Genomic DNA, 19,799 nt, shown 5'->3' with positions numbered 1-19,799 from the left:
GCCCGCTCAGCCGCCCTGCATCCCGGCGGCCAGCCAGACGTTCGTCGGGTCGAAGTTCTGGAAGGCCGGGATGTAGACCGCTCCGTGCACCTGGGTCGCGTGGTAGTTCGGCGTCCGCGGCTCCGTGATCGGGAAGAACGCGGCGTCCTCCATGACGAGGTGGTCCGCCTCGGCCCAGAGCGGTGCGGCCTCCTCCGGCGTCGGGGCTTGCGCGGCCTCGGCCACGAGGGCGTCGAGCGCGGGGTTCTCGTAGAAGCCGAAGTTGCTGCCGATCGGCGGGAAGGCGGCCTTGCCGTTGAACAGCGGCCCGAAGAAGGAGAGGGCGGCGTTGCCGTACCAGTCCGGCCCCCAGCCGGCGATGGACACGTCCCACACCCCGCGCCGGGCCACGGTCGGCACCTGGAGGTACTTCGTGTAGAAGTCCGCGTTCGGCGACGGCACCCCGACGACGGTGATGCCGACCTTGCCCAGGTCCTGCTGGATGGTCTGGAAGGTCTTGGTCTGGCCCTCGGACGCGTTGCGGTACAGCACCTTGAGGGTCAGGCCGTCCGGGTACCCGGCGGCCGCGAGCATCTGCTTGGCCTTCGCCGGGTCGTTCGGGTAGTCGTCGAAGGCCTTCTCGCCACCGACGATGCTCCCGGGCAGGACGTGCGCCAGCGGGGTGTTCAGCAGGTTCCCGCCGAGCACCTGGATGATGTTCGACCGGTCGATCGCCGTCGAGATGGCCCGCCGCACCTCCGGCTTGCCCAGTGCCCCACCGTTGTTCGGCGAGACCGTGTTGTAGACGATGTAGGGGTTGCTCGACGCCGTCGACCCGATGTTGAGGTTCGGGTCCTTCTTCGCGGCGAGCGCCGGCACCCGTGAGGGCGGGGTGAGGTTGTCGAACTGCATGTCCGCGTTCGGGGTCCCGGTCTCCAGCTGCTGCTGCGTCGAGTCCTGGCTCACCGTCTCGTTGACCTGCACCTTGTCGACGTAGGCCTTGCGGATCGGGTCGCTCGCGGCCCTCCACGCCGGGTTGCGCTCGAACGAGATGCTCTTGGTCGGGGTGTACGCGGTGATCCGGTACGGACCGTCGGAGATCGTGTGCTGGGCGAGCTCGGCGCTGGCCGGCACGTAGGCGTCCCACTCCTTCGGGGCCGGGCTGAAGGCCGGCAGCGTCATCATGTCGACGAGGTAGCTCGCGGGCTTGGTCAGCCGGATGACGACCGTGCGGTCGTCGGGGGCCTGGAGGCCGGCGACGTCGTGGCCGTTCACGTACGCGGCGATGGCGGCCGCGGTGGGCTGGACCTTCGCGAAGCCCGCGCAGTACGCGCTGAAGCCCTCGATGAGGCTCTCGTAGTCGGGCAGGCCCCCGAACGGCTGGACGGGGTTGCACGTGCGCTTGACCCCGCGCACGAAGTCGCCGGCGGTCACCGCACGTGCCGGCTCGGTGTCCCACATCGCCCCGTCGCGCAGCGTGATCGTGTACGTCTTCCCGTCGGCGCTGATGCCCCGGCCCTCGGTCGGGACGGCCTCGGCCAGGTCGGGCACCGCGGTGGTCGTCTTCCCCTCGACCGCGGGGTAGGTGAACAGCTGCCGGCTCCACATCCGCAGGGCGGTGTACCCGGTCGAGTAGTAGCTGGCGTTGGGGTCCATGTAGTCGACGTCCCCGCTGCCGAGCATGTTGAGGGTCCCCCCGCTGACCGGTGCTCCCTCCGCGGAGGACCCACCGGCGCTCGGCCCGTTGCTGCTGCAGCCGGCCGTCGTGAGGACGGCGGCGCAGACGACGGCGACGGTGGCTCGGCCTGCCGTACGTGGTCTCATGGCATCTCCCTGGTCACGGGTGCCGGGCGTCCCGGCCGTGCGCGGCTCGCACGTGGCGGCACCGTAGGGTCGCGCCGGACGCGGTGGCCCGGCCCGGCCCGGAACGACACGCGACCGACACCGGTCCGTCACACTCGGCGACGGTCGTGTGACGGAACGGTGTCGGAGTGGTCACGGTCCCGGCGCCCCGCGCGCGGGCCGCGCCCGGTGGCGCGAGCCGGTGGGATGATGCGCCGGTGGCCAAGCGAGTGCTGCTCATCGAGGACGACGCCCGGGTGCGTCGCACGCTGCGCCTCGCCCTCGAGGACGAGGGGTACGCGGTGGGGGAGGCCGCGGACGGTGAGCAGGGGCTCGAGGCGATGGGCCGCGACGACCCCGACGTCGTCCTCCTCGACCTGAACCTGCCCGGGCTGGACGGGTTCTCGGTGTGCCGGCGGATCCGCCACGACAGCCGGGTGCCGGTCATCATGGTCACGGCGCGCACCGACAGCCACGACGTCGTCGCGGGGCTCGAGGCCGGCGCCGACGACTACGTCACCAAGCCCCTCGTCGCCAAGGAGCTCTCGGCCCGGATCCGGGCGCTGCTGCGACGGGTCGAGCCGGCTCCCGGCACCCATCCGCGCCGGGTCGAGGCCGGGGACCTCTCGATCGGCCTCGACGACGGCATCGTCACCCTCGGCGGGGCGTCGGTCTCGTTGACCCGCACCGAGTTCCGCCTCCTCGTCGAGCTCGCGCTCGCGGAGGGGAGGATCTGCAGCCGGGAGGACCTGCTCGAGCGGGTCTGGGGCTACGGCTACTTCGGTGACTCGCGCATCGTCGACGTCCACGTCCGGCGGCTGCGCACGAAGGTCGAGCGCGACCCCTCCAGCCCCCGACACGTCGTCACCGTCCGCGGGCTCGGTTACCGGCTGGCGGAGTAGTGCTCCGGACGCTGGTGCGCAGACCGGCCCGCTGGGTCGGCCGCTGGGGGATGCGGCGCCGCGTCACGGTCGGGTTCGCCCTCCTGTCGCTCATCCTCTCGCTCGTGCTGTCCTCGCTGGCGTGGGTCATCGTCACCCGCGCGGTGGTGCGCGAGGCACGGGCCACCGCGCTCGCGGCCACCTCGGTCGACGCCGGCCAGCTGGAGGCCCGGATGGCGGCCCAGGGCACCGCGGCGGCCGTGTCGCTCGAGGACCTGCCGCGCACCCAGGCCGTCGCGGCCCTGGCCAACGTGGCCGACCGCTGGTACGCCTCGGCCCCCACGCTCGGGCCGTCGGTGCTCCCCGACGAGCTGCGCCGGGCGGTCCGGGACCAGCACGTCGCCACGCAGCGGGTCGCGGTGGGGGACACCCTCTACCTCGTCGTCGGGATGCCCGTCCCGGGGAGGGACGCCTCGTTCTTCGAGGTCTACCCGATGGCGGGGGCCTCGCAGGCCTCGCGCTCCCTGTCGGCCGGCCTGGCGGCGGCGACGGTGGTCACGGTGCTGCTCGGAGTGGGGCTCGGCCGGCTGGCGAGCCGGGTTGCGCTACGACCGCTGGGGCGGCTCAACGAGGCGGCGGCGGCCGTGGCCGCGGGGCGTCTCGGAGTGCGCCTCGACGGCGAGGACGACCCCGACCTCGTGCCCATCACGGACTCCTTCAACGCCACGGTCGCCGACCTCGACCGCCGCGTCGTCGCCGACGCGCGGTTCGCCACCGACGTCAGCCACGAGCTGCGGACCCCGCTGACGACGATGCTCAACTCGATGCAGGTCATCCTCAACCGCGAGGACCGGCTGCCCGACGACCTCCGCGAGCCGGTGAGCCTGCTCTCCGACGAGCTGGCACGCTTCCGGCACCTCGTGACCGACCTGCTCGAGATCGCCCGCCACGAGGCCGGTGACCAGCTGGTCCTCGAGCCCGTGCGGGTCGCCGACCTCGTCCGCCGGGCCGCCGACGGGGAGGCGGGGCGGTCGGTCACGGAGGTCGGGCCGGGTGCCGCCGAGGTGGTGCTCGACCTCGACAAGCGGCGTCTCGAGCGGGTCGTGGCCAACCTCGTCCGCAACGCCGAGGGGCACGGCGGCGGCTGCACGGGGGTCCGCGTGCTGCGCGAGGAGGCGCTGCTGCGCGTCGTCGTCGAGGACGACGGGCCCGGCGTCGACCCGGAACAGGTCGACCGCATCTTCGACCGCTTCGCCCGGGGGCGGGGGACGACGTCCTCGGGCGTCGGGCTCGGGCTGGCGATCGTCCAGCGGCACGTGGCCCTGCACGGCGGCACCGTCGAGGTCGCCGTGCGACCGGAGGGAGGTGCCCGCTTTGTCGTCGAGCTGCCGCTCGCGCCGCCGCACTGACCCCGGCCGGGTCGCGCTGCTGCTCGCCCTGGCCACGGTCACCGGGCTCACCGGGGTCACGGGACTGTCCGGGTGCGGCCTCGGCCCGGAGGCCCACCCCGTCGTCGTCGGGGCCGACCCGGGAGGCGGCGGCTTCCCGAGCGCACGCCCGGACCTGCGGGTCGTCACGGTCGACGTGTTCCTCCTGCGCGGGGACCGGCTGGTCCGGGTGACCCGGCCGGTGCAGTCGGCCGTCGGGCTCCAGGCGGCCCTCGTCGCCCTGTCCCAGACCGTCTCGAGCGCCGAGGCCGACCAGGGCCTGCGCACCGCGCTGCCGTCGGCGGCCACCCGGCCCACCGGCACGGTCGACGGGTCGGTCGCCCGGATCACGATGCCGCGGGGCTTCGACCGGCTCCCGCTGCACGAGCAGGTCGGGGCGATGGCCCAGATCGTCTGGACGGTCACGTCGCACACGAGCGCGGCGTCCGTGCGGCTCATCGTCGACGACGCCTACATCCCGGTGCCCGACGGGCGGGGGCAGCTGCTCGACCGTCCGGTGGGTCGCACCGACTACGTCGACTGGGCCCCCGTCGGGGTGCCGTTGGTGGAAGGGTGACGGGCATGCCCCGGACCGTCGCCACGAACACCTCCGTCGACCTCGAGGACCTCCTCGACTTCGTCCGTCCACGCCACCAGATGGTCCTGCTGACCACCCGAGCCTCGGACGGGCGACCGCAGGCCTCCCCGGTCACCGGAGGGGTCGACGACGCCGGACGCATCGTCGTCACGAGCTACCCCGAGCGGGCCAAGGTCCGCAACGCCCGCCGCGACCCCCGGTGCAGCGTCCTCGTGCTCTCCGACGACTTCGGCGGCGCCTGGGTGCAGGTCGACGGCGACGCCGAGGTGGTCGACGCGGTCGACGACGTCGAGCCGTTCGTCGAGTACTTCCGCAACATCTCGGGCGAGCACCCCGACTGGGACGAGTACCGGCAGGCGATGGTCGCGCAGGGCAAGTCGCTGCTGCGGATCACCCCGACCCGGTGGTCACCGGTCGCGACCGGCGGCTTCCCCGCCCGCCTCGCCGGCGGCTGAGCAGCGGCCGCTAGGGTCGACGGCATGCTGCGCGTCGGGCTCACGGGGGCATCGGGTCCGGGAAGTCCACGGCGGCCCGCACGCTCGCGGCGCTCGGCGCGGTCGTCGTCGACGCGGACGCGGTCGCCCGCGAGGTCGTCGAGCCGGGCACGCCCGCCCTCGCCGAGGTCGCCCGCCGCTTCGGCCCGGACGTCCTGGCCGCCGACGGGTCCCTCGACCGTCCCGCCCTGGGGCGCATCGTCTTCGGCGACCCGGAAGCCCTGCGCGACCTCGAGGCCGTCACCCACCCGGCCATCTGGGCCCGCACCGCCGAGCTCGTGGCCGCCGTGCCGGACGACGCCGTGCTCGTGCACGACATGCCGCTGCTCGTCGAGAAGCGGATGGCGGGGGAGTACCACCTCGTCGTGGTCGTCGGCGCCACCGAGGAGACGCGTCGTCGACGGCTCGTCACCGACCGTGGCATGACCGAGGCCGACGCCCGGGCCCGCATCGCTGCGCAGGCCGACGACGACGCCCGGCACGCGGCGGCCGACGTGTGGCTCGAGAACGAGGGGACGCGCGAGGCGCTCGAGGTGGCCGTCCGGCGCCTGTGGCCCGAACGGCTCGAGCCGTTCGCCGCGAACCTGCGCACCGGCGCCCGCAGCCGGCTGCCCGCGCCCGTCCTCAGCCCGCCGGACCCCGACTGGCCCGCCGCCGCCGACCGGCTCCTCGCCCGCGTGCGCCACGCCGTCGGCGACGCCGCCGCCACCCTCGACCACGTCGGGTCGACGGCGGTGAAGGGGCTGCCGGCCAAGGACGTCGTCGACCTCCAGGTGGGGGTCCGGTCGCTGGCCGACGCCGACGAGCCGGCGTTCGTGACGGCCCTGGCCGCCATGGGCTTCCCGCGCGTCGACGACGCCACGCAGGACCGCGGGAAGGACGGCACGAGCTGGCCCAAGCGCTTCCACGGGTCGGCCGACCCCGGCCGGGTCGCCCACCTGCACGTCCGTGAAGTCGGTTCAGCGGGATGGGAGTTCGCCCTGCTCTTCCGCGACTGGCTGCGGGCCGACGCCGTCGAGCGCGACGCCTACGCCCTGGTCAAGGCCGACCTCGCCGCCCGCCTCGCGAGCACCCACGAGTACGCCGAGGCCAAGGAGCCGTGGTTCGACGACGCGTGGGCCCGGGCGCGGGCCTGGGCGGAGACCACGGGCTGGCGGCCGGGCCCCACGCGACCCGCCTGACGGCGACGTGTCGCGGCCGGCCCCCGCTGGCTACAGTGCGGACATGGCCGACACCTCGGTCCGCACGGTCGCCGCCGACGGCACGGTGGCGCGCCACGCCGTCGACGACCTGGCCGCCCTCCTGGCCGACCCCGGCGCCGGGTGGCTCTGGCTCGACGTCCCGGAGCCCGACGCGTCGACCGCCACCCTGCTCGTCGACGTCCTCGGGGTGCACCCGGCGGCGGCCGCGGACGGGTTGGCGCGCAACCACGTCGCGCGGCTGCACCACTACGCCGACGTGCTCTACCTCGCGCTGCACCGCCCCTGCCCGGGCGAGCGGGGGCACGTCCACTACCTCGAGCTCGACCTCTACGTCGCGCCCCGGTTCCTCGTGACCCTCCACGGCCCGCGCAACCCCTCGGTGTCGCTCGACGAGCTCCTGCGCGAGACCGTCGACGTCGCCGCGCGCCTCGACGCCGGCCGGCTGCGCCCGGCGGGGCCCACCGCGCTCGCGTACTCGCTCGTGTCGGCCCTCACCAACGCCCAGGAGCGGATCGTCAACGAGTTCGCGCAGCAGGTCGGGCTGCTCGAGCAGCGGGTGATGGCCCAGGCCGACGACGACCGTCCGCAGGACTTCCTCGACGAGCTCTTCACCGTCCGGCACACGCTCCTCACGGTGCGCACGATGGCCTCGCAGGGCTCGGAGGTGCTCGGCCGGGCCGCCGCGCTGTCGACCCGGGCGGGCGGGGCCGACGCCGCGCTCCTCGAGGACCTCCACGACCAGTACCACCGGCTGGCCCGCATCACCCACAGCCAGCTGGAGTTCCTCGGGGGCGTCACCGACTTCTACCGCGCCCGCACCGACACCCGGATGCTCATCGCTGCCGAGCGGCTGGCCGTCATCGCGGCGGTCACCCTGCCGGTCGCCGCCGTGTCGGGCATCTTCGGGATGAACCTCATCGTCAACGACGCGACCCGGTGGTGGGAGCTGGCGATCGTCGTCGCTGCCATGCTCGGCACCTCCCTCTGGCTGCTGCGCTGGGCCCGCCGCCAGGGCTGGTGGTGACGTCGGCGCGGGTCAGTCCCCGTCGGTGGTGACTGCTGCCACGGCCCGGGGACCGAGCCGCTCGAGGGTGTCGACGAACAGGTCGATGTCCTCGGACCGGGTGCGGTGGTTGCCGATCGCCACCCGGACGGCCAGCCGCCCGCGCAGCGCCGTCTCGGTGACGATGGCGACGCCGCTCTCCTGGACGAGGAGCACCAGCTCGCGGTTGACGGCGTCGAGCTGCTGCTCGTCGAGGGAGTCGGCGTCCCGGGGGTGGTACCGGAGGCACACGACGTCGCAGCCGACGGGGGCGAGTCGCTCGAGGTCGGGGTGGGCGTCGACGAGCGCGGCGAGGCGGTGCGCGAGGGCCGTGGTGCGGTCCATCACGGCGCCGTGGGCGTCCGCGCCGTGGGCCAGCAGCGCCATCCACACCTTGAGGGCCCGGAAGCCGCGGGTCAGGTCGATGCCGTACTCGTTGAACCACACGTCGCCGGCGGCCAGCCCACGGGTCGCGTGCCGCAGGTAGGCCGGCACGACGGAGAACGTCGCGCGGTGGGCCGCCTCGTCGCGCACGAGGACCAGCCCGACGTCGATCGGCGCCTGCATCCACTTGTGCAGGTCGAGGGCGAGCGAGTCGGCCCGGGCCATCCCCCGGACCAGGTCGGCGCGGCCGCTCAGCCCGAGGAACCCGCCGATGGCGCCGTCGACGTGCAGCCACAGCCCCTCCCGCTCGGCGAGGTCGGCGACGGCGTCGAGGTCGTCGACCGCCCCGGTGTTGATGGTGCCGGCGGTGGCGACGACGGCGAGCGGCCGGATGCCCGCCGCCCGGTCGGCGGCGACCATCGCGGCGAGGGCCTCGACGTCGAGGGTGTAGTCGTCGCGGACCGGGACGAGGCGCAGGGCCGCCTCGCCGAGGCCCAGCAGCTCGCAGCTCTTGCGGTGGCAGCTGTGCACCTCGGTGCTCGCGTAGACCGCGACGCGGCCCGTGCCGGCGAGGCCGTCGGAGCGCACGGTGGGCCCGAGCACGGCGCTCCGGGCGACGGCGAGGCCGATGAGGTTGGCCTCCGAGGCGCCGCTGACGAGCAGGCCGCTCGCGTCGGTGGGGTAGCCGACGGCCTCGGCGCACCACCGCACGACCTGCTGCTCGACGAGCACCGGGGCGTGGTCCCCGCCGCCCATGTTGGGGTTGAGGACGCTGGCGACGAGGTCGGCGAGGTTGCCCACCGGGGTGCCGGCACCCATGTACCAGCCCCAGAAGCGGGCGTGGTCGTTGCCCATCGAGTACGGCACGACCCGGGCCAGGACCTCCGCGTACGCCGCCTCGGCCCCGATGCCCTCGCGCGGGAGCGGGCCGTCGAACGAGCCGCGGACGTCGTCGGGCAGCACCTGCCAGACCGGTTCGTCGCGGCGGTGCTCGAGCCGGTCGAGGAGGTCGTCGACGACCCGGTGGGCCAGGGTCCGGAAGCCGTCCCAGTCGGCGGGGTCGAGGCCTTCGGGGGCGGCGGCGTCCATGGCGCCGATGGTCCCACCGGCCGGCCCGGGCGGCCAGACCCCGGCTGTCGGTGGCGCGGCATACCGTAGGGGGATGCGCCCCACCACCGAGCTCCAGCGCCGCGTCGCGCCGTTCGAGGTCGTCTCCGAGTTCCAGCCCGCCGGCGACCAGCCGAAGGCCATCGCCGAGCTGGCCAAGCGGGTCAACGCCGGCGAGCAGGACGTCGTGCTCCTCGGCGCCACCGGCACCGGCAAGTCGGCCACCACGGCCTGGCTCGTCGAGCAGGTGCAGCGCCCGACCCTCGTCATGGCGCCGAACAAGACGCTCGCCGCCCAGCTCGCCAACGAGTTCCGCGAGCTGCTGCCGCACAACGCCGTCGAGTACTTCGTCAGCTACTACGACTACTACCAGCCCGAGGCCTACGTCCCGCAGACCGACACCTACATCGAGAAGGACTCGTCGATCAACGACGAGGTCGAGCGGCTGCGGCACAGCGCCACCAACAGCCTGCTGACCCGCCGCGACGTCATCGTCGTCGCGTCGGTGTCGTGCATCTACGGCCTCGGCACCCCGCAGGAGTACGTCGAGCGGATGGTCCCGCTGCGCGTCGGTGACGAGGTCAACCGCGACGACCTCATCCGCCGCTTCGTCCAGATGCAGTACACGCGCAACGACCTCGCGTTCACCCGCGGCACCTTCCGGGTCCGCGGAGACACCGTCGAGATCATCCCGGTGTACGAGGAGCACGCGCTGCGCATCGAGTTCTTCGGCGACGAGGTCGAGCGGCTCTACACGCTGCACCCGGTCACCGGCGAGGTCGTGCGCGAGGAGGACGAGATGTACGTCTTCCCGGCCACCCACTACGTCGCCGGCCCGGCGCGCATGGAGCGGGCCATCGCCGGCATCGAGCGCGAGCTCGAGGACCAGCTGACCCTCTTCGAGAAGCAGGGCAAGCTGCTCGAGGCCCAGCGGCTGCGGATGCGCACCACCTACGACATCGAGATGATGCGTCAGGTCGGGTCGTGCTCGGGCATCGAGAACTACTCGATGCACATCGACGGCCGCTCGCCCGGGTCCGCCCCGAACTGCCTCATCGACTACTTCCCCGAGGACTTCCTCCTCGTCATCGACGAGTCGCACCAGACCGTGCCGCAGATCGGGGCCATGTACGAGGGCGACATGTCGCGCAAGCGCACCCTCGTCGAGCACGGGTTCCGCCTGCCGTCGGCGATGGACAACCGGCCGCTGAAGTGGGAGGAGTTCCTCGAGCGGATCGGCCAGACCGTCTACCTCTCGGCGACGCCCGGGTCCTACGAGCTCGCCAAGGGCGACGGCTACGTCGAGCAGGTCATCCGGCCCACGGGGCTCATCGACCCCGAGGTCGTGCTCAAGCCGACCAAGGGGCAGATCGACGACCTGCTCCACGAGATCCGCACGCGCAGCGACCGCAACGAGCGGGTCCTCGTCACCACCCTCACGAAGAAGATGGCCGAGGACCTCACCGACTACCTCCTCGACAAGGGCGTCCGGGTCCGGTACCTGCACAGCGACATCGACACGCTGCGGCGCGTCGAGCTGCTCCGTGAGCTGCGGCTCGGCGAGTTCGACGTCCTCGTCGGCATCAACCTGCTGCGCGAGGGTCTCGACCTGCCCGAGGTCTCGCTCGTCGCGATCCTCGACGCCGACAAGGAGGGGTTCCTGCGCAGCGCCCGCTCGCTGATCCAGACCATCGGGCGTGCGGCGCGCAACGTGTCCGGCCAGGTGCACATGTACGCGGACAAGATCACCCCGTCGATGGCCGAGGCGGTCGACGAGACCTCCCGTCGCCGCGCGAAGCAGGTCGCCTACAACCTCGAGCACGGCATCGACCCGCAGCCGCTGCGCAAGAAGATCGCCGACATCACCGACATGCTCCAGCGCGAGGACGCCGACACCGAGGAGCTGCTGGGTTCCGGGCGGGCCCGCTCGCGCGGCAAGTCCGATGGTGGGCGCGGGGGTCGCGGGGCGGCGGCGGCCGATGCGGCCCTGGGCTCGCGCCGGGCGGCCAGCGTGCCGGCCAGCGAGCTGGCCAACCTCATCCAGGAGCTCACCGCCCAGATGCACCAAGCGGCCGGCGACCTGCACTTCGAGCTCGCCGCGCGGCTCCGGGACGAGATCGGTGACCTCAAGAAGGAGCTGCGCCAGATGAGCGAGGCCACCCGGTGAGTTCGCGCGCCGGGCAGTCCGCGGGGGAGCGGCTCGCCGCGCACGCCCTGGCCAAGCCCGGCGCCTGGGCCGACCAGCCCTGGGAGGGCGACCACGTCGCCAAGGTCGCCGACAAGATCTTCGCCTTCCTCGGCCGCGGCTCGCTCGGCGTCAAGTGCGGCACCCGGGCCGAGGCCGACGAGTGGCTCGCCGAGTACCCGGACGACGCCCGCGTCATGCCCTACATCGGCCGCAACGGGTGGAACACGCTCACCGTCGGCGGCGCCATTCCGGAGTCGGTGCTGCTGGAGGCCGTCGACGCCTCGTACGACCTCGTCGTCGCGAGGCTCCCGAAGAGCAGGCGGCCGTAGGAGGCACCGCCGTGACAACGGGCGACGGTGGCCGTCTCCGTGGTGGCGCTACCGCCGGCTGCTCACCGAGCTGCGCCCACGACCGCGTGCCGCCGGATGAGTCGGCCCCGCACGCGCGGGCCGTCGCGCGCCACCGGGCCGTCAGGGGTGGCCTGCCCCCGTGACCACGGGCAGGGTCGGCCAGCGGGCGCTGGCCCAGTGCGACCACGTCGCGTGACCCGCCGGCGGGGGCGGGAGGGGCCCGTACCCGAGCTCCGCCTCTCTGGGCAGCTCGATGAAGGCCAGGAAGCGGTCGTGGTCGGCATCCGTCATCTCGAACGTCGTCTCCGGGGACTCCTGCCACCGCCTCGCCGCACGGTGCCGACGCTCGTCCTCGTCGGCGTGCACGTACTCGAGGACGAAGCGGCCCCCGGCCGTCTCGGCGATGGCGCGGATCGCATACCGCTCGTCGGCGGACCAGCAGCCGAAGTCGAGGATCACGCCGGACCCGCCGAGCAGCACCCGGTGGGCCACCCAGACCATCCGGCCCTCGAGGATATCGCGACGACCCTCGGCGTCACTCCAGCCGAACAGGGGCGCCATCCAGTCGTCCGGGGTCAGGCGCAGGATCCGGTGCTCCGACGCCAGCTGCTTCGCGCGCGTGGTCTTGCCCGCACCGGGCAGCCCGACGGTGAGGAACAGGGTCGGGCGTCCATCCACACCCACCACCCTGCCGAGGTCCAGCGGCGACGGCAACCGCGTTGCCGCCGCCGGTCCGCGTGCCCGCCGACGTCAGCAGGGAAGGCGGTGCTGGGGTTCGGTGGTGCGGGTGGCGCCGTGGGGGCCGTGCCAGGTGAGGGTGCCGTCGGGGTCGAGGGCGGGTCGCCAGCGGTGCTGTTGCTTGAAGCGGTGGTGGCGGCGACAGAGGGCCTCGAGGTCGGTGGGGGTGGTGGCGCCGTGGGGCCAGGGTCGGGCGTGGTCGATGTCGCACGCCACCGCGGGTCGCGAGCAGCCCCACATCCGGCAGGTGCCGTCGCGGGTCTTGACGAAATCCTGCATGGCCTTGGGTGGGCGGTAGGCGCTGGTGGTGAGGCTCGCGAGGGTGCCGGTGTCGGCCTCGAGGACCGCCCTCGCGACGTCGACCGGCAACAGCTTCAACAGGTTCGCGAGGGTGGCGGGCTCGACCCAGCCGAGGCCGGGCAGGTGGGTGCCGGAGACGGCGAACCCCGGCGTGACCTCGGCCATGACGTCGGCGCAGTCCCCGTCGAGCTCGGCCGGCTCGATCACCCAGGAGAGGGCTTCACGGGAGGCGGGGTCGAGGTCGCCGTAACGGACCTCCTCACCCGTGGCGTGGTCGATGATCGTCTCGTCGTCGCCCCACTCGACGCGGAAGCGTTCCCCGGCAGCTGGCTCCGGTGCCGGACGGTCGGTGACCACCGGCACGCCGAGGGTCACCTGCGCGGACACGGTCACGTTGCGCAGCACCAGGTCGGTCAAGGCATCAGCGCACGACTCCCGCACCGTCAGGGTGTCGTCGAGCTGCCGGTACTCACCGGCGAGCGACTGCACCGCGGACCACATCGCCGCACTCGTCGCGGTCGGGAGGGAGGCGAACCAGTCGGTCAGCCCGTCCTCACCCGCACGGACCTCCACGCACCGGCCCCGCTTCCGCGACGCCACGTGGGCAGCCACCTGGTCGGCCGCGACCCGGGTCGCGACGCGCCGCGCCTCCGACGCCACCCGGGCCGGGTCCATCACCGGCAGCCGCGGCGCCAGCTGCGCATCGACCCGCACGCACGCCCCGACATCCAGCCCGGCACACGCGTCGACCACCTTCTGAGCCGTCACCGCCGCCACGTCCCCGGCCAGCAGCAGGTCACGCGTCAGCGGGAACCGCTCACCGAGTGCCGCACCCAGCGCCGCCTTCCGCCCGGCCACACCCTCGGTCAGCCCGCACACCAGCGACATCTCGGTCGCCGCCATCGCGTCCATGAACCCGACCGGGTGCACCCGCTCCCACGACCCCGACCGCATCGTCGTCTCCACCCGAGCCCCCCACGCACCCGCCACCGCGACCGCACCATCGGCCGCGTTCGCCAGCCCCTGCAGCTCACCCGCGACCTCGAAAGCCTCCCCGGCAGAGAGCAGATGACCGGACTCGGCGAGCTCACGACCCAGCCGCGCGCACTCCTCACGAAGTACCGCGATACGGCTCGAGATCGTCCCCCTGTCCATGCCTCATCATACCTTCTGGCACCGACAGAGAAAAGCGCTTGTCCACAGGTATTCGCCTGCTGTGCAACGACTTTGCACCAAAGCGGCGCAACATCACCCCGTGTTCTGGAGCCCCGCCGCCAGCCCGTTGACGGTCAGCAGGAGCGGCCGGTGCCACTCCGACCCGGCCTCCTCACCGGTCGACCGGAACTCCGCCAAGCCCCGCAGCAGCAGGTGGCTGAGCATGTCGACGAACGGCCGCCGCAGTCCCACCGCGGTGTACAGGTGCGGCTTGCGCTCGAGCATCTCGGACTGTCCCAGCAGCGAGAGCACCATCCGCCGGGTCAGGGCCAGCTCCTCGAGCACGCGCTCGGCCAGCTCCGGGCGACCCCCCAGCCGCAGGAATCCCGCCGCGAGCTCGTCGTCGGTCTTGGCCAGGCTCATCTCGGCGACGTCGACGAGTGCGGCGAACACCGGCCACGACCGGTACGCCTCGCGCGCCCCGTCCAGCGTCGGCAACGCCGCCAGGCCGCTCCCCAACCCGTACCACCCGGGCAGGTTGACCCGCGTCATCGACCAGGCGAAGACCCACGGGATGGCCCGCAGGTCGTCGAGCGAGCGCCCCGACTCCGTCCCCGACCGCCGCGACGGCCGGGACCCGAGCCGCAGGTCGGCCAGCAGGTCGAGGGGGCTGGACATCGCGAAGAAGTCGGCGAACCCCGGCTGCTCGACGAGGTCCCGGAACGCCCGACGGCTCGCCTCGTCGACGACCTGCCCCACGTCGGCGAAGCGGCCCAGCGCCGCATCCCGCGCCTCCGCGTGGCCCGGCGAGTCGGTGAGCAGTACCGCCGAGGCCACTCGCTCGAGGTGCTGCTCGGCGATACGCACGTCGGCGTACCGCGCGAAGATCACCTCGCCCTGCTCGGTGACCTTGAACCGCCCGTCGACCGACCCGGTCGGCTGCGCGGCGATGGCCCGGTGCAGCGGCCCGCCACCGCGGCCCAGTGAACCGCCGCGCCCGTGGAAGAGCGTCAGCTCCACCGCGTGCCGTCGCGCCCACGCCACGAGACCCACCTGGGCCCGGTGCAGCGCGAGCGTCGCCGACGCCGGCCCGACGTCCTTGGCCGAGTCGGAGTACCCGAGCATCACCTCGACCCGGCGCTCGACCCGCTCCAGCCAGCCGGCAGTCGACGCCAGCCCGACCCAGGCCTCGAGCGTGCGGTCGGCGGCGTCGAGGTCGGCCCCGGTCTCGAAGAGCGGCACGACGTCGAGCTCCAGCGGTCGCGAGCCCACGGCCAGCCGGGCCAGCGCGCGCACGGCCACGAGGTCGGCCGCCGACTGGCTGAAGGACACGACGTACCGGCCGCACGACCGCCGCCCCCAGCGCTGCTGCAGCCAGGCCATGACCCGCAACGTGTCGAGCACCTCACGGGTCGCACCCTCGGGCGAGCCCTCCAGCTCCGGCCACCCGTCCACCGCCAGCCGGTCCAGCAGCGATGCGTCGCGCGCCGCCGCCTCGACGTCGGACGGCCGCTCGTCCTCCGGCAGCAGCCCGAGGACCTCGACGAGCGCGGCCCGGTGCACCGACGAGTGCTGGCGCACCTCGAGCTCGGCGAGGTGGAAGCCGAAGGTCTGCACCATCCACACGACGTCCTGCAGCTCGCCGTACGCGGTCCGGGCGTCACCGGCGGCCACGAGCGAGTCCTGGACGAGCGCGAGGTCGGCCAGCGCCTCCTCGGGTCCGGAGTACGCCACCCCGGCCCGCTCGTCGCGCGTCGCCGCCAGCCGGGCGGCCACGACGAGGAGCTTCTGGCGGTGCGGCTCGTTGGGGGAGTCCTTCGTCACCTCGGCGAGCAGCCGCGGGTGGGCCGCCGCGTCGTTGGCCAGCGCGTCGCGCAGCGTGGCCGTCGGTGGGGTCGACTCCTCGTCGACGGTGATCATCCGGGCCACGCGGTCGACGGCGTCGTGGAGGATCTCGAGGGCCTGGTCGGCGTGCGCGCGGACGGTCTCGCGCGTCACCTCGGCCGTCACGAACGGGTTGCCGTCCCGGTCGCCACCGACCCAGGAGCCGAACCGGACGATGGGCGGCAGCGGACGCTCGCCGGGGCGCACGTCGCCGCCGAAGGCCGCCTCGACCGCCCGCTGGAACCGCGGCACCGCGTGGATCAGGCTCTGCCGGAACACCGTCAGCACCGTCTTGACCTCGTCGGCCGGCGTCGGGCGGGTGATCCGCAGCGTCGAGGTGCGCTGGAGGATGTCGATGTCCTCGAGCATGCGCCGCCGCGACCGGGCCCGCTCGGACGGCCCGGACCCCGGGTCGTCGTGGGCGTCGAGGTGCTCGGCGATGCGCCGCAGCGCCGAGGCCACCGCCCGCCGCCGTGCCTCGGTCGGGTGGGCGGTCAGCACGGGGTGGATGCGCATCCGCTCGACCCGCTCGCGCGCGTCCGGACCGGCCGCCGCGACCGCCGGCCCGATGTCCCCGGTGTCCGCACCGCCGCCGTACTCGCCGTCCTCGCTGCGCAGCGACCGCGCCCGGTGCCGCTCCTCCGCGAGGTTGGTCAGGTGCAGGTGCACCGTGAGCAGCCGGGCGATGCGCGCCGTCGTGTCCGGGTCGAGCGCGGCGACGAGGGCCGCCGGGTCGCCGTCCTCCTCGCCGCGGCAGCGCCGCTCGAGGGCGTCCGTGATCTCCAGGAGGTCCGCCCGTCCCGACTCCTCCACCACCTGCCGGTGCAGGCTCGTGAGCAGGGAGAGGTCCTCGAGCATGCTGGCCATGCCGCCCAGCGTAGGAGGGCCGACGCCCCGCGCGTCCGGCTGTCCGCCCGCCGTTAGGCTGGCTCGGTGCTCCCCGCCCTGATGCCGACGGCCACCCCCGACCTCGACCTGGCCCCGTGGGTGTGGTGGGCGTCGATCGGCGTCGCGGCGGCCGTCCTCCTGTTCGACGTCGTGATGATCGCGCGCCGCCCGCACCGACCGTCGACCAAGGAGGTCTCGGTGGCGCTGGCGGTCTACGTCGGCGCCGCGGTCGTCTTCGGGCTCGGGATGTGGGCGTTCGCCGGTGGGCAGCTCGCCGGTGAGTACTTCGCCGGCTGGCTCACCGAGTACTCGCTGTCGGTCGACAACCTCTTCATCTTCCTGCTGATCATGGCCAAGTTCGCGGTACCGGAGAAGCTCCAGCAGTTCGCGCTGATGGTCGGCATCGTCATCGCGATCGTCCTGCGCGGCATCTTCATCGCGGTCGGTGCGGCGGCGATCGACAACTTCAGCTGGGTCTTCTACATCTTCGGCGCCTTCCTCATCTACACCGCCGTCAAGCTCGCCAAGGAGGGCGAGAGCGACGACGACGAGTTCGAGGAGAACCGCTTCATGAAGTTCATGGAGAAGCGGTTCCCGGCGACCAAGGAGTACGACGGCACGAAGCTGTTCTCCAAGGAGACGGGCAAGCACCTCGCGACCCCGCTCTTCTTCGTCATCCTCGCGCTCGGCACCACCGACCTGCTCTTCGCGCTCGACTCGATCCCGGCGATCTACGGCCTGACCCGCGAGCCCTACATCGTCCTCGTGGCCAACCTCTTCGCCCTGATGGGCCTGCGCCAGCTGTACTTCCTCATCGGCGGCCTGCTCAAGAAGCTCATCTACCTGAGCATCGGGCTCGCCGTGCTGCTGGCCTTCATCGGCGTCAAGCTGCTGCTCCACGCGCTGCACACCAACGAGCTGCCGTTCCTCAACGGTGGCAAGAACTTCGACGTGCCGGAGATCCCGATCGCGGTCTCGCTGGGCGCGATCGTCGTCATCCTCGGCGTCACGACCGTCGCCAGCCTCTGGCGCACCCGCCGCCACCCCGAGCTCGTCGACTGAGGCCGCCGGCCACCGGCTGCGACCTACGTCGCGGTCGACTCCGCCGGGTCCTTGCGCGCGCCCAGGCCCAGCACCAGACCGGACGCGGCGACGACGAGCGCCATGCCCAGCAGCTGCAGCCCGTGCAGGCGCTGCCCGAGCACGAGCAGCCCGGCGAGGGCGGCGACCGCCGGCTCGAGCGAGAGCAGGATGCCGAAGACCTGCGCGCGCAACCGGCGCAGCGCGAGCAGCTCGAGCGAGTAGGGGAGCACCGACGAGAGCACCGCGATGCCGATGCCCTTGGCGAGCACCTCCGGCGTCCACGACGACACGCTCGAGACGCCGAAGGGCAGCGTGACCGCCGTGGCGAAGACCATCGCGAGGGCCAGCCCCTCGAGCCTCGGGAACTCGGCACCGGTGCGTCCGGAGAGCACGATGTAGGCCGCCCAGAACGCGCCGGCGGTGAGCGCCAACAGGATCCCCGTCCACTCGAGGTCGGCCAGCGGGATGCTCAGCGCCTCCGAGATCAGGACGACGCCCGCGGCCGCGGCGAGCACCGCCAGCCCGTCGACCACCCGCCGGGACAGGGCGGCGGCCAGGGCGAGCGGGCCGATGAACTCGATGGTGACGGCCACCCCGATGGGCAGGTGCGCCAGCGAGCCGTAGAACGCGAAGTTCATCAGCCCGAGCGCCACGCCGAAGGCGCCGACCGTCACCCAGGCCCGCCGCGAGTGACCGCGCCACCGGGGGCGCACGACGAGCAACAGCAGGGCGGTCGCGAAGAGCAGCCGGATGACGACCGACCCGCCGGCCCCCACGGCCGGCACGAGGGTCGCGGCCAGGGCGCCGCCGAACTGCACCGAGACGATCCCCGTGAGCACGAGCACCGGGGCGGGGACCCGGTCGGCGGGGGACGTCACCGCGACAGGCTAGCCATCACCATCCGCGCTCACGCCACTCGTCCAGGTGTGGTCGCTCGTCGGCGAGGCGGCCGTCGTTCCCGTGGCCGGGGTAGAACCACGTCCGGTCGTCGTACACCGCGAAGATCCGCTCCGTGACGTCGCGGTAGAGGTCCTCGAAGCTCTGCTCGGGGCGCTTGGTGTTGCCGACGCCGCCGGGGAAGAGCGAGTCGCCGGTGAAGAGGTGCGTCGCGCCGTCGGGTGCGTGCCAGGCCAGCGCCACCGACCCCGGCGTGTGGCCGCGCAGGTGGACGACGTCGAGCGCCAGCTCGCCGACCCGCACGGTGTCGCCGTGCGCCAGCCGGACGTCGGGCGCCAGGGGAGGGCGTCGGCGTCGTCCGCACCCGCGTACGTGCGGGCGCCGGTGGCCCTGGCGACCTCCTCGAGCGCCCGGACGTGGTCCCAGTGCTGGTGGGTCGTCACGAGGTGGTCGAGCCGGCCGGTGCCCTCGGCGACGAGCGCGAGGCAGCGGGCCGCGTCATCGGCCGCGTCGACCATCAGCTGCTCGCCGGTGGCCGTGCAGGTGAGGAGGTAGACGTTGTTGTGCATGTCGGAGACGGCCATCTTGCGGACGGTGAGCGGGCCGAGGTCGCGCACGTCGCTGGGGCCGCCCGGTGTCACCTCGCCGGTGTACGCCACGGCGCTCACCGCCCCGCCGGGAGCCGGGGAGAGGGTCGCCCGACACCCCGTCGGTGATCCCGCGGGCGAGCCAGCCGAGCAGTGCGGACCGGTCGCCGGTGACCGAGGTCGTGCCCACCCCGACCGTCCACTCATCGCCCTCCGTGCTGCGCAGGGTGACGTCGGGGGCGTCGTCGAGGCCGCGCAGCCGCTCGACCTCCTCGTCGAGGAAGAGCGAGACGACCTCGGGCTCGAGGTCGGCGAACCCGAACCCGGCGTCGAGGTCGACGTGGTGCCACGTCAGCTCGCGCAGCCGCATCGTCGGGATGTCGGCGGCGCGGCCCCGGACGTCGCCGGGGGTGCGTTCGAGCGGGTGGTCGGCGTGCTCCGGGCCGAGCCGCGGCAGGGCCTCGGCGAGCGCCGCCGCCGTCACCTCCACGTCGTCGGCGAGGTCGGCGGGGGAACGCCGCGCCCCCGCCTCGATGTCGGCGTCGCGCGCCTCACGGCTCGCGTACATCGTGTCGCGGGTGCCGTCGACGGTGGCGCGCACGAGCCGCTCGAGCCCGTCGGCGTTGCGTGCGACGTGGCTGGCGACGTGTCCGCGCGTCCATCCCTCGCAGAGGGACGGGGCGTCGACGTCGTCGAGGGAGCGGGTCGTCGCGACGAACCGCTCGGTGTGCGCGGCGACGAGTGGGAGCAGGTCGGGGTCGCTGGGGGCCATG

Annotated in this window: 16 protein-coding genes and 1 pseudogene; 9 read left to right on the top strand and 8 right to left on the bottom strand. The window is 73.5% G+C overall.

What is annotated here, in order from left to right:
* Nucleotides 1–6: 6 nt before the first annotated feature.
* Nucleotides 7–1,803, bottom strand: coding sequence for an ABC transporter substrate-binding protein (locus G7075_RS07210; protein WP_166120392.1), 1,797 nt, complete (start codon nt 1,801–1,803; stop codon nt 7–9).
* Nucleotides 1,804–2,039: 236 nt separating this feature from the next.
* Here G7075_RS07210 and G7075_RS07205 point away from each other — a divergent pair, with 236 nt between their 5' ends.
* From G7075_RS07205 to G7075_RS07180, 6 genes are read left to right on the top strand one after another with little or no spacing between them, the layout of a single operon-like run.
* Nucleotides 2,040–2,723: a response regulator transcription factor gene (locus G7075_RS07205; protein WP_166120389.1), complete on the top strand. Its 684-nt coding sequence runs from the start codon at nt 2,040–2,042 to the stop codon at nt 2,721–2,723.
* A 14-nt stretch (nt 2,724–2,737) separates the two neighbouring features.
* The gene (locus tag G7075_RS07200; RefSeq protein WP_166120386.1) at nt 2,738–4,111 is read left to right on the top strand and encodes a HAMP domain-containing sensor histidine kinase; all 1,374 of its coding nucleotides are present in this window, start codon (nt 2,738–2,740) and stop codon (nt 4,109–4,111) included.
* Complete coding sequence (locus tag G7075_RS07195; protein WP_166120383.1) at nt 4,077–4,706, top strand: GerMN domain-containing protein; 630 nt, start codon at nt 4,077–4,079, stop codon at nt 4,704–4,706. The genes G7075_RS07200 and G7075_RS07195 overlap by 35 nt, the downstream gene beginning before the upstream one ends.
* 5 nt (nt 4,707–4,711) lie before the next feature.
* Nucleotides 4,712–5,182 carry a PPOX class F420-dependent oxidoreductase gene (locus G7075_RS07190; protein ID WP_166120381.1) on the top strand — a complete coding sequence of 157 codons (471 nt, stop codon included), beginning with the start codon at nt 4,712–4,714 and terminating at the stop codon, nt 5,180–5,182.
* 50 nt (nt 5,183–5,232) lie between these two features.
* A complete protein-coding gene (coaE, locus tag G7075_RS07185; protein WP_371814231.1) occupies nt 5,233–6,402 on the top strand; it encodes a dephospho-CoA kinase in 1,170 nt (389 codons plus the stop codon).
* A 43-nt stretch (nt 6,403–6,445) separates the two neighbouring features.
* Nucleotides 6,446–7,447 (top strand): magnesium transporter CorA family protein, encoded by a 1,002-nt coding sequence (locus G7075_RS07180; protein ID WP_166120378.1) that lies wholly within the window; start codon nt 6,446–6,448, stop codon nt 7,445–7,447.
* A 12-nt stretch (nt 7,448–7,459) separates the two neighbouring features.
* Here G7075_RS07180 and G7075_RS07175 read toward each other — a convergent pair whose 3' ends face one another.
* The gene (locus G7075_RS07175; RefSeq protein ID WP_166120375.1) at nt 7,460–8,938 is read right to left on the bottom strand and encodes an aminotransferase class V-fold PLP-dependent enzyme; all 1,479 of its coding nucleotides are present in this window, start codon (nt 8,936–8,938) and stop codon (nt 7,460–7,462) included.
* Between the two features lie 73 nt (nt 8,939–9,011).
* Between G7075_RS07175 and uvrB the strand changes: the two genes are divergently transcribed.
* Nucleotides 9,012–11,123, top strand: coding sequence for an excinuclease ABC subunit UvrB (gene uvrB / locus G7075_RS07170; protein WP_166120373.1), 2,112 nt, complete (start codon nt 9,012–9,014; stop codon nt 11,121–11,123).
* A complete protein-coding gene (locus G7075_RS07165; RefSeq protein WP_166120370.1) occupies nt 11,120–11,473 on the top strand; it encodes an MmcQ/YjbR family DNA-binding protein in 354 nt (117 codons plus the stop codon). Before uvrB ends, G7075_RS07165 begins: the two co-directional genes overlap by 4 nt.
* Nucleotides 11,474–11,614: 141 nt before the next feature.
* On the opposite strand, the gene G7075_RS07160 is transcribed toward G7075_RS07165, so the two are convergent.
* The 3 genes from G7075_RS07160 to G7075_RS07150 all read right to left on the bottom strand — a co-directional run bounded on the left by G7075_RS07160 (nt 11,615) and on the right by G7075_RS07150 (nt 16,438).
* Nucleotides 11,615–12,172, bottom strand: coding sequence for an ATP-binding protein (locus tag G7075_RS07160; protein ID WP_205860643.1), 558 nt, complete (start codon nt 12,170–12,172; stop codon nt 11,615–11,617).
* A 72-nt stretch (nt 12,173–12,244) separates the two neighbouring features.
* Entirely contained in the window at nt 12,245–13,687 is a 1,443-nt protein-coding gene (locus G7075_RS07155) for an HNH endonuclease signature motif containing protein (protein ID WP_166120367.1), read from the bottom strand.
* Between the two features lie 93 nt (nt 13,688–13,780).
* Nucleotides 13,781–16,438 (bottom strand): phosphoenolpyruvate carboxylase, encoded by a 2,658-nt coding sequence (locus G7075_RS07150; RefSeq protein WP_166120364.1) that lies wholly within the window; start codon nt 16,436–16,438, stop codon nt 13,781–13,783.
* Between the two features lie 81 nt (nt 16,439–16,519).
* Between G7075_RS07150 and G7075_RS07145 the strand changes: the two genes are divergently transcribed.
* The gene (locus G7075_RS07145) at nt 16,520–17,521 is read left to right on the top strand and encodes a TerC family protein (RefSeq protein WP_166124271.1); all 1,002 of its coding nucleotides are present in this window, start codon (nt 16,520–16,522) and stop codon (nt 17,519–17,521) included.
* A 23-nt stretch (nt 17,522–17,544) separates the two neighbouring features.
* Here G7075_RS07145 and G7075_RS07140 read toward each other — a convergent pair whose 3' ends face one another.
* The 3 genes and pseudogenes from G7075_RS07140 to G7075_RS21015 form a co-directional block, all read right to left on the bottom strand.
* Nucleotides 17,545–18,420, bottom strand: a complete 876-nt coding sequence (locus tag G7075_RS07140) for a DMT family transporter (protein ID WP_240917959.1) — start codon at nt 18,418–18,420, stop codon at nt 17,545–17,547.
* Nucleotides 18,421–18,436: 16 nt separating this feature from the next.
* Nucleotides 18,437–18,957: pseudogene (locus G7075_RS07135) on the bottom strand (MBL fold metallo-hydrolase).
* On the bottom strand, nt 18,938–19,798 hold the full coding sequence (locus tag G7075_RS21015; protein ID WP_240917958.1) for a maleylpyruvate isomerase family mycothiol-dependent enzyme: 861 nt from the start codon (nt 19,796–19,798) through the stop codon (nt 18,938–18,940). The pseudogene G7075_RS07135 and the gene G7075_RS21015 overlap by 20 nt, the downstream one beginning before the upstream one ends.
* Nucleotide 19,799: the final 1 nt, after the last annotated feature.

Origin of the sequence: Phycicoccus sp. HDW14, from assembly GCF_011383005.1 — a bacterium.
Taxonomy (GTDB): domain Bacteria; phylum Actinomycetota; class Actinomycetes; order Actinomycetales; family Dermatophilaceae; genus Phycicoccus.
This window is presented reverse-complemented; position numbering and strand designations above follow the sequence as displayed.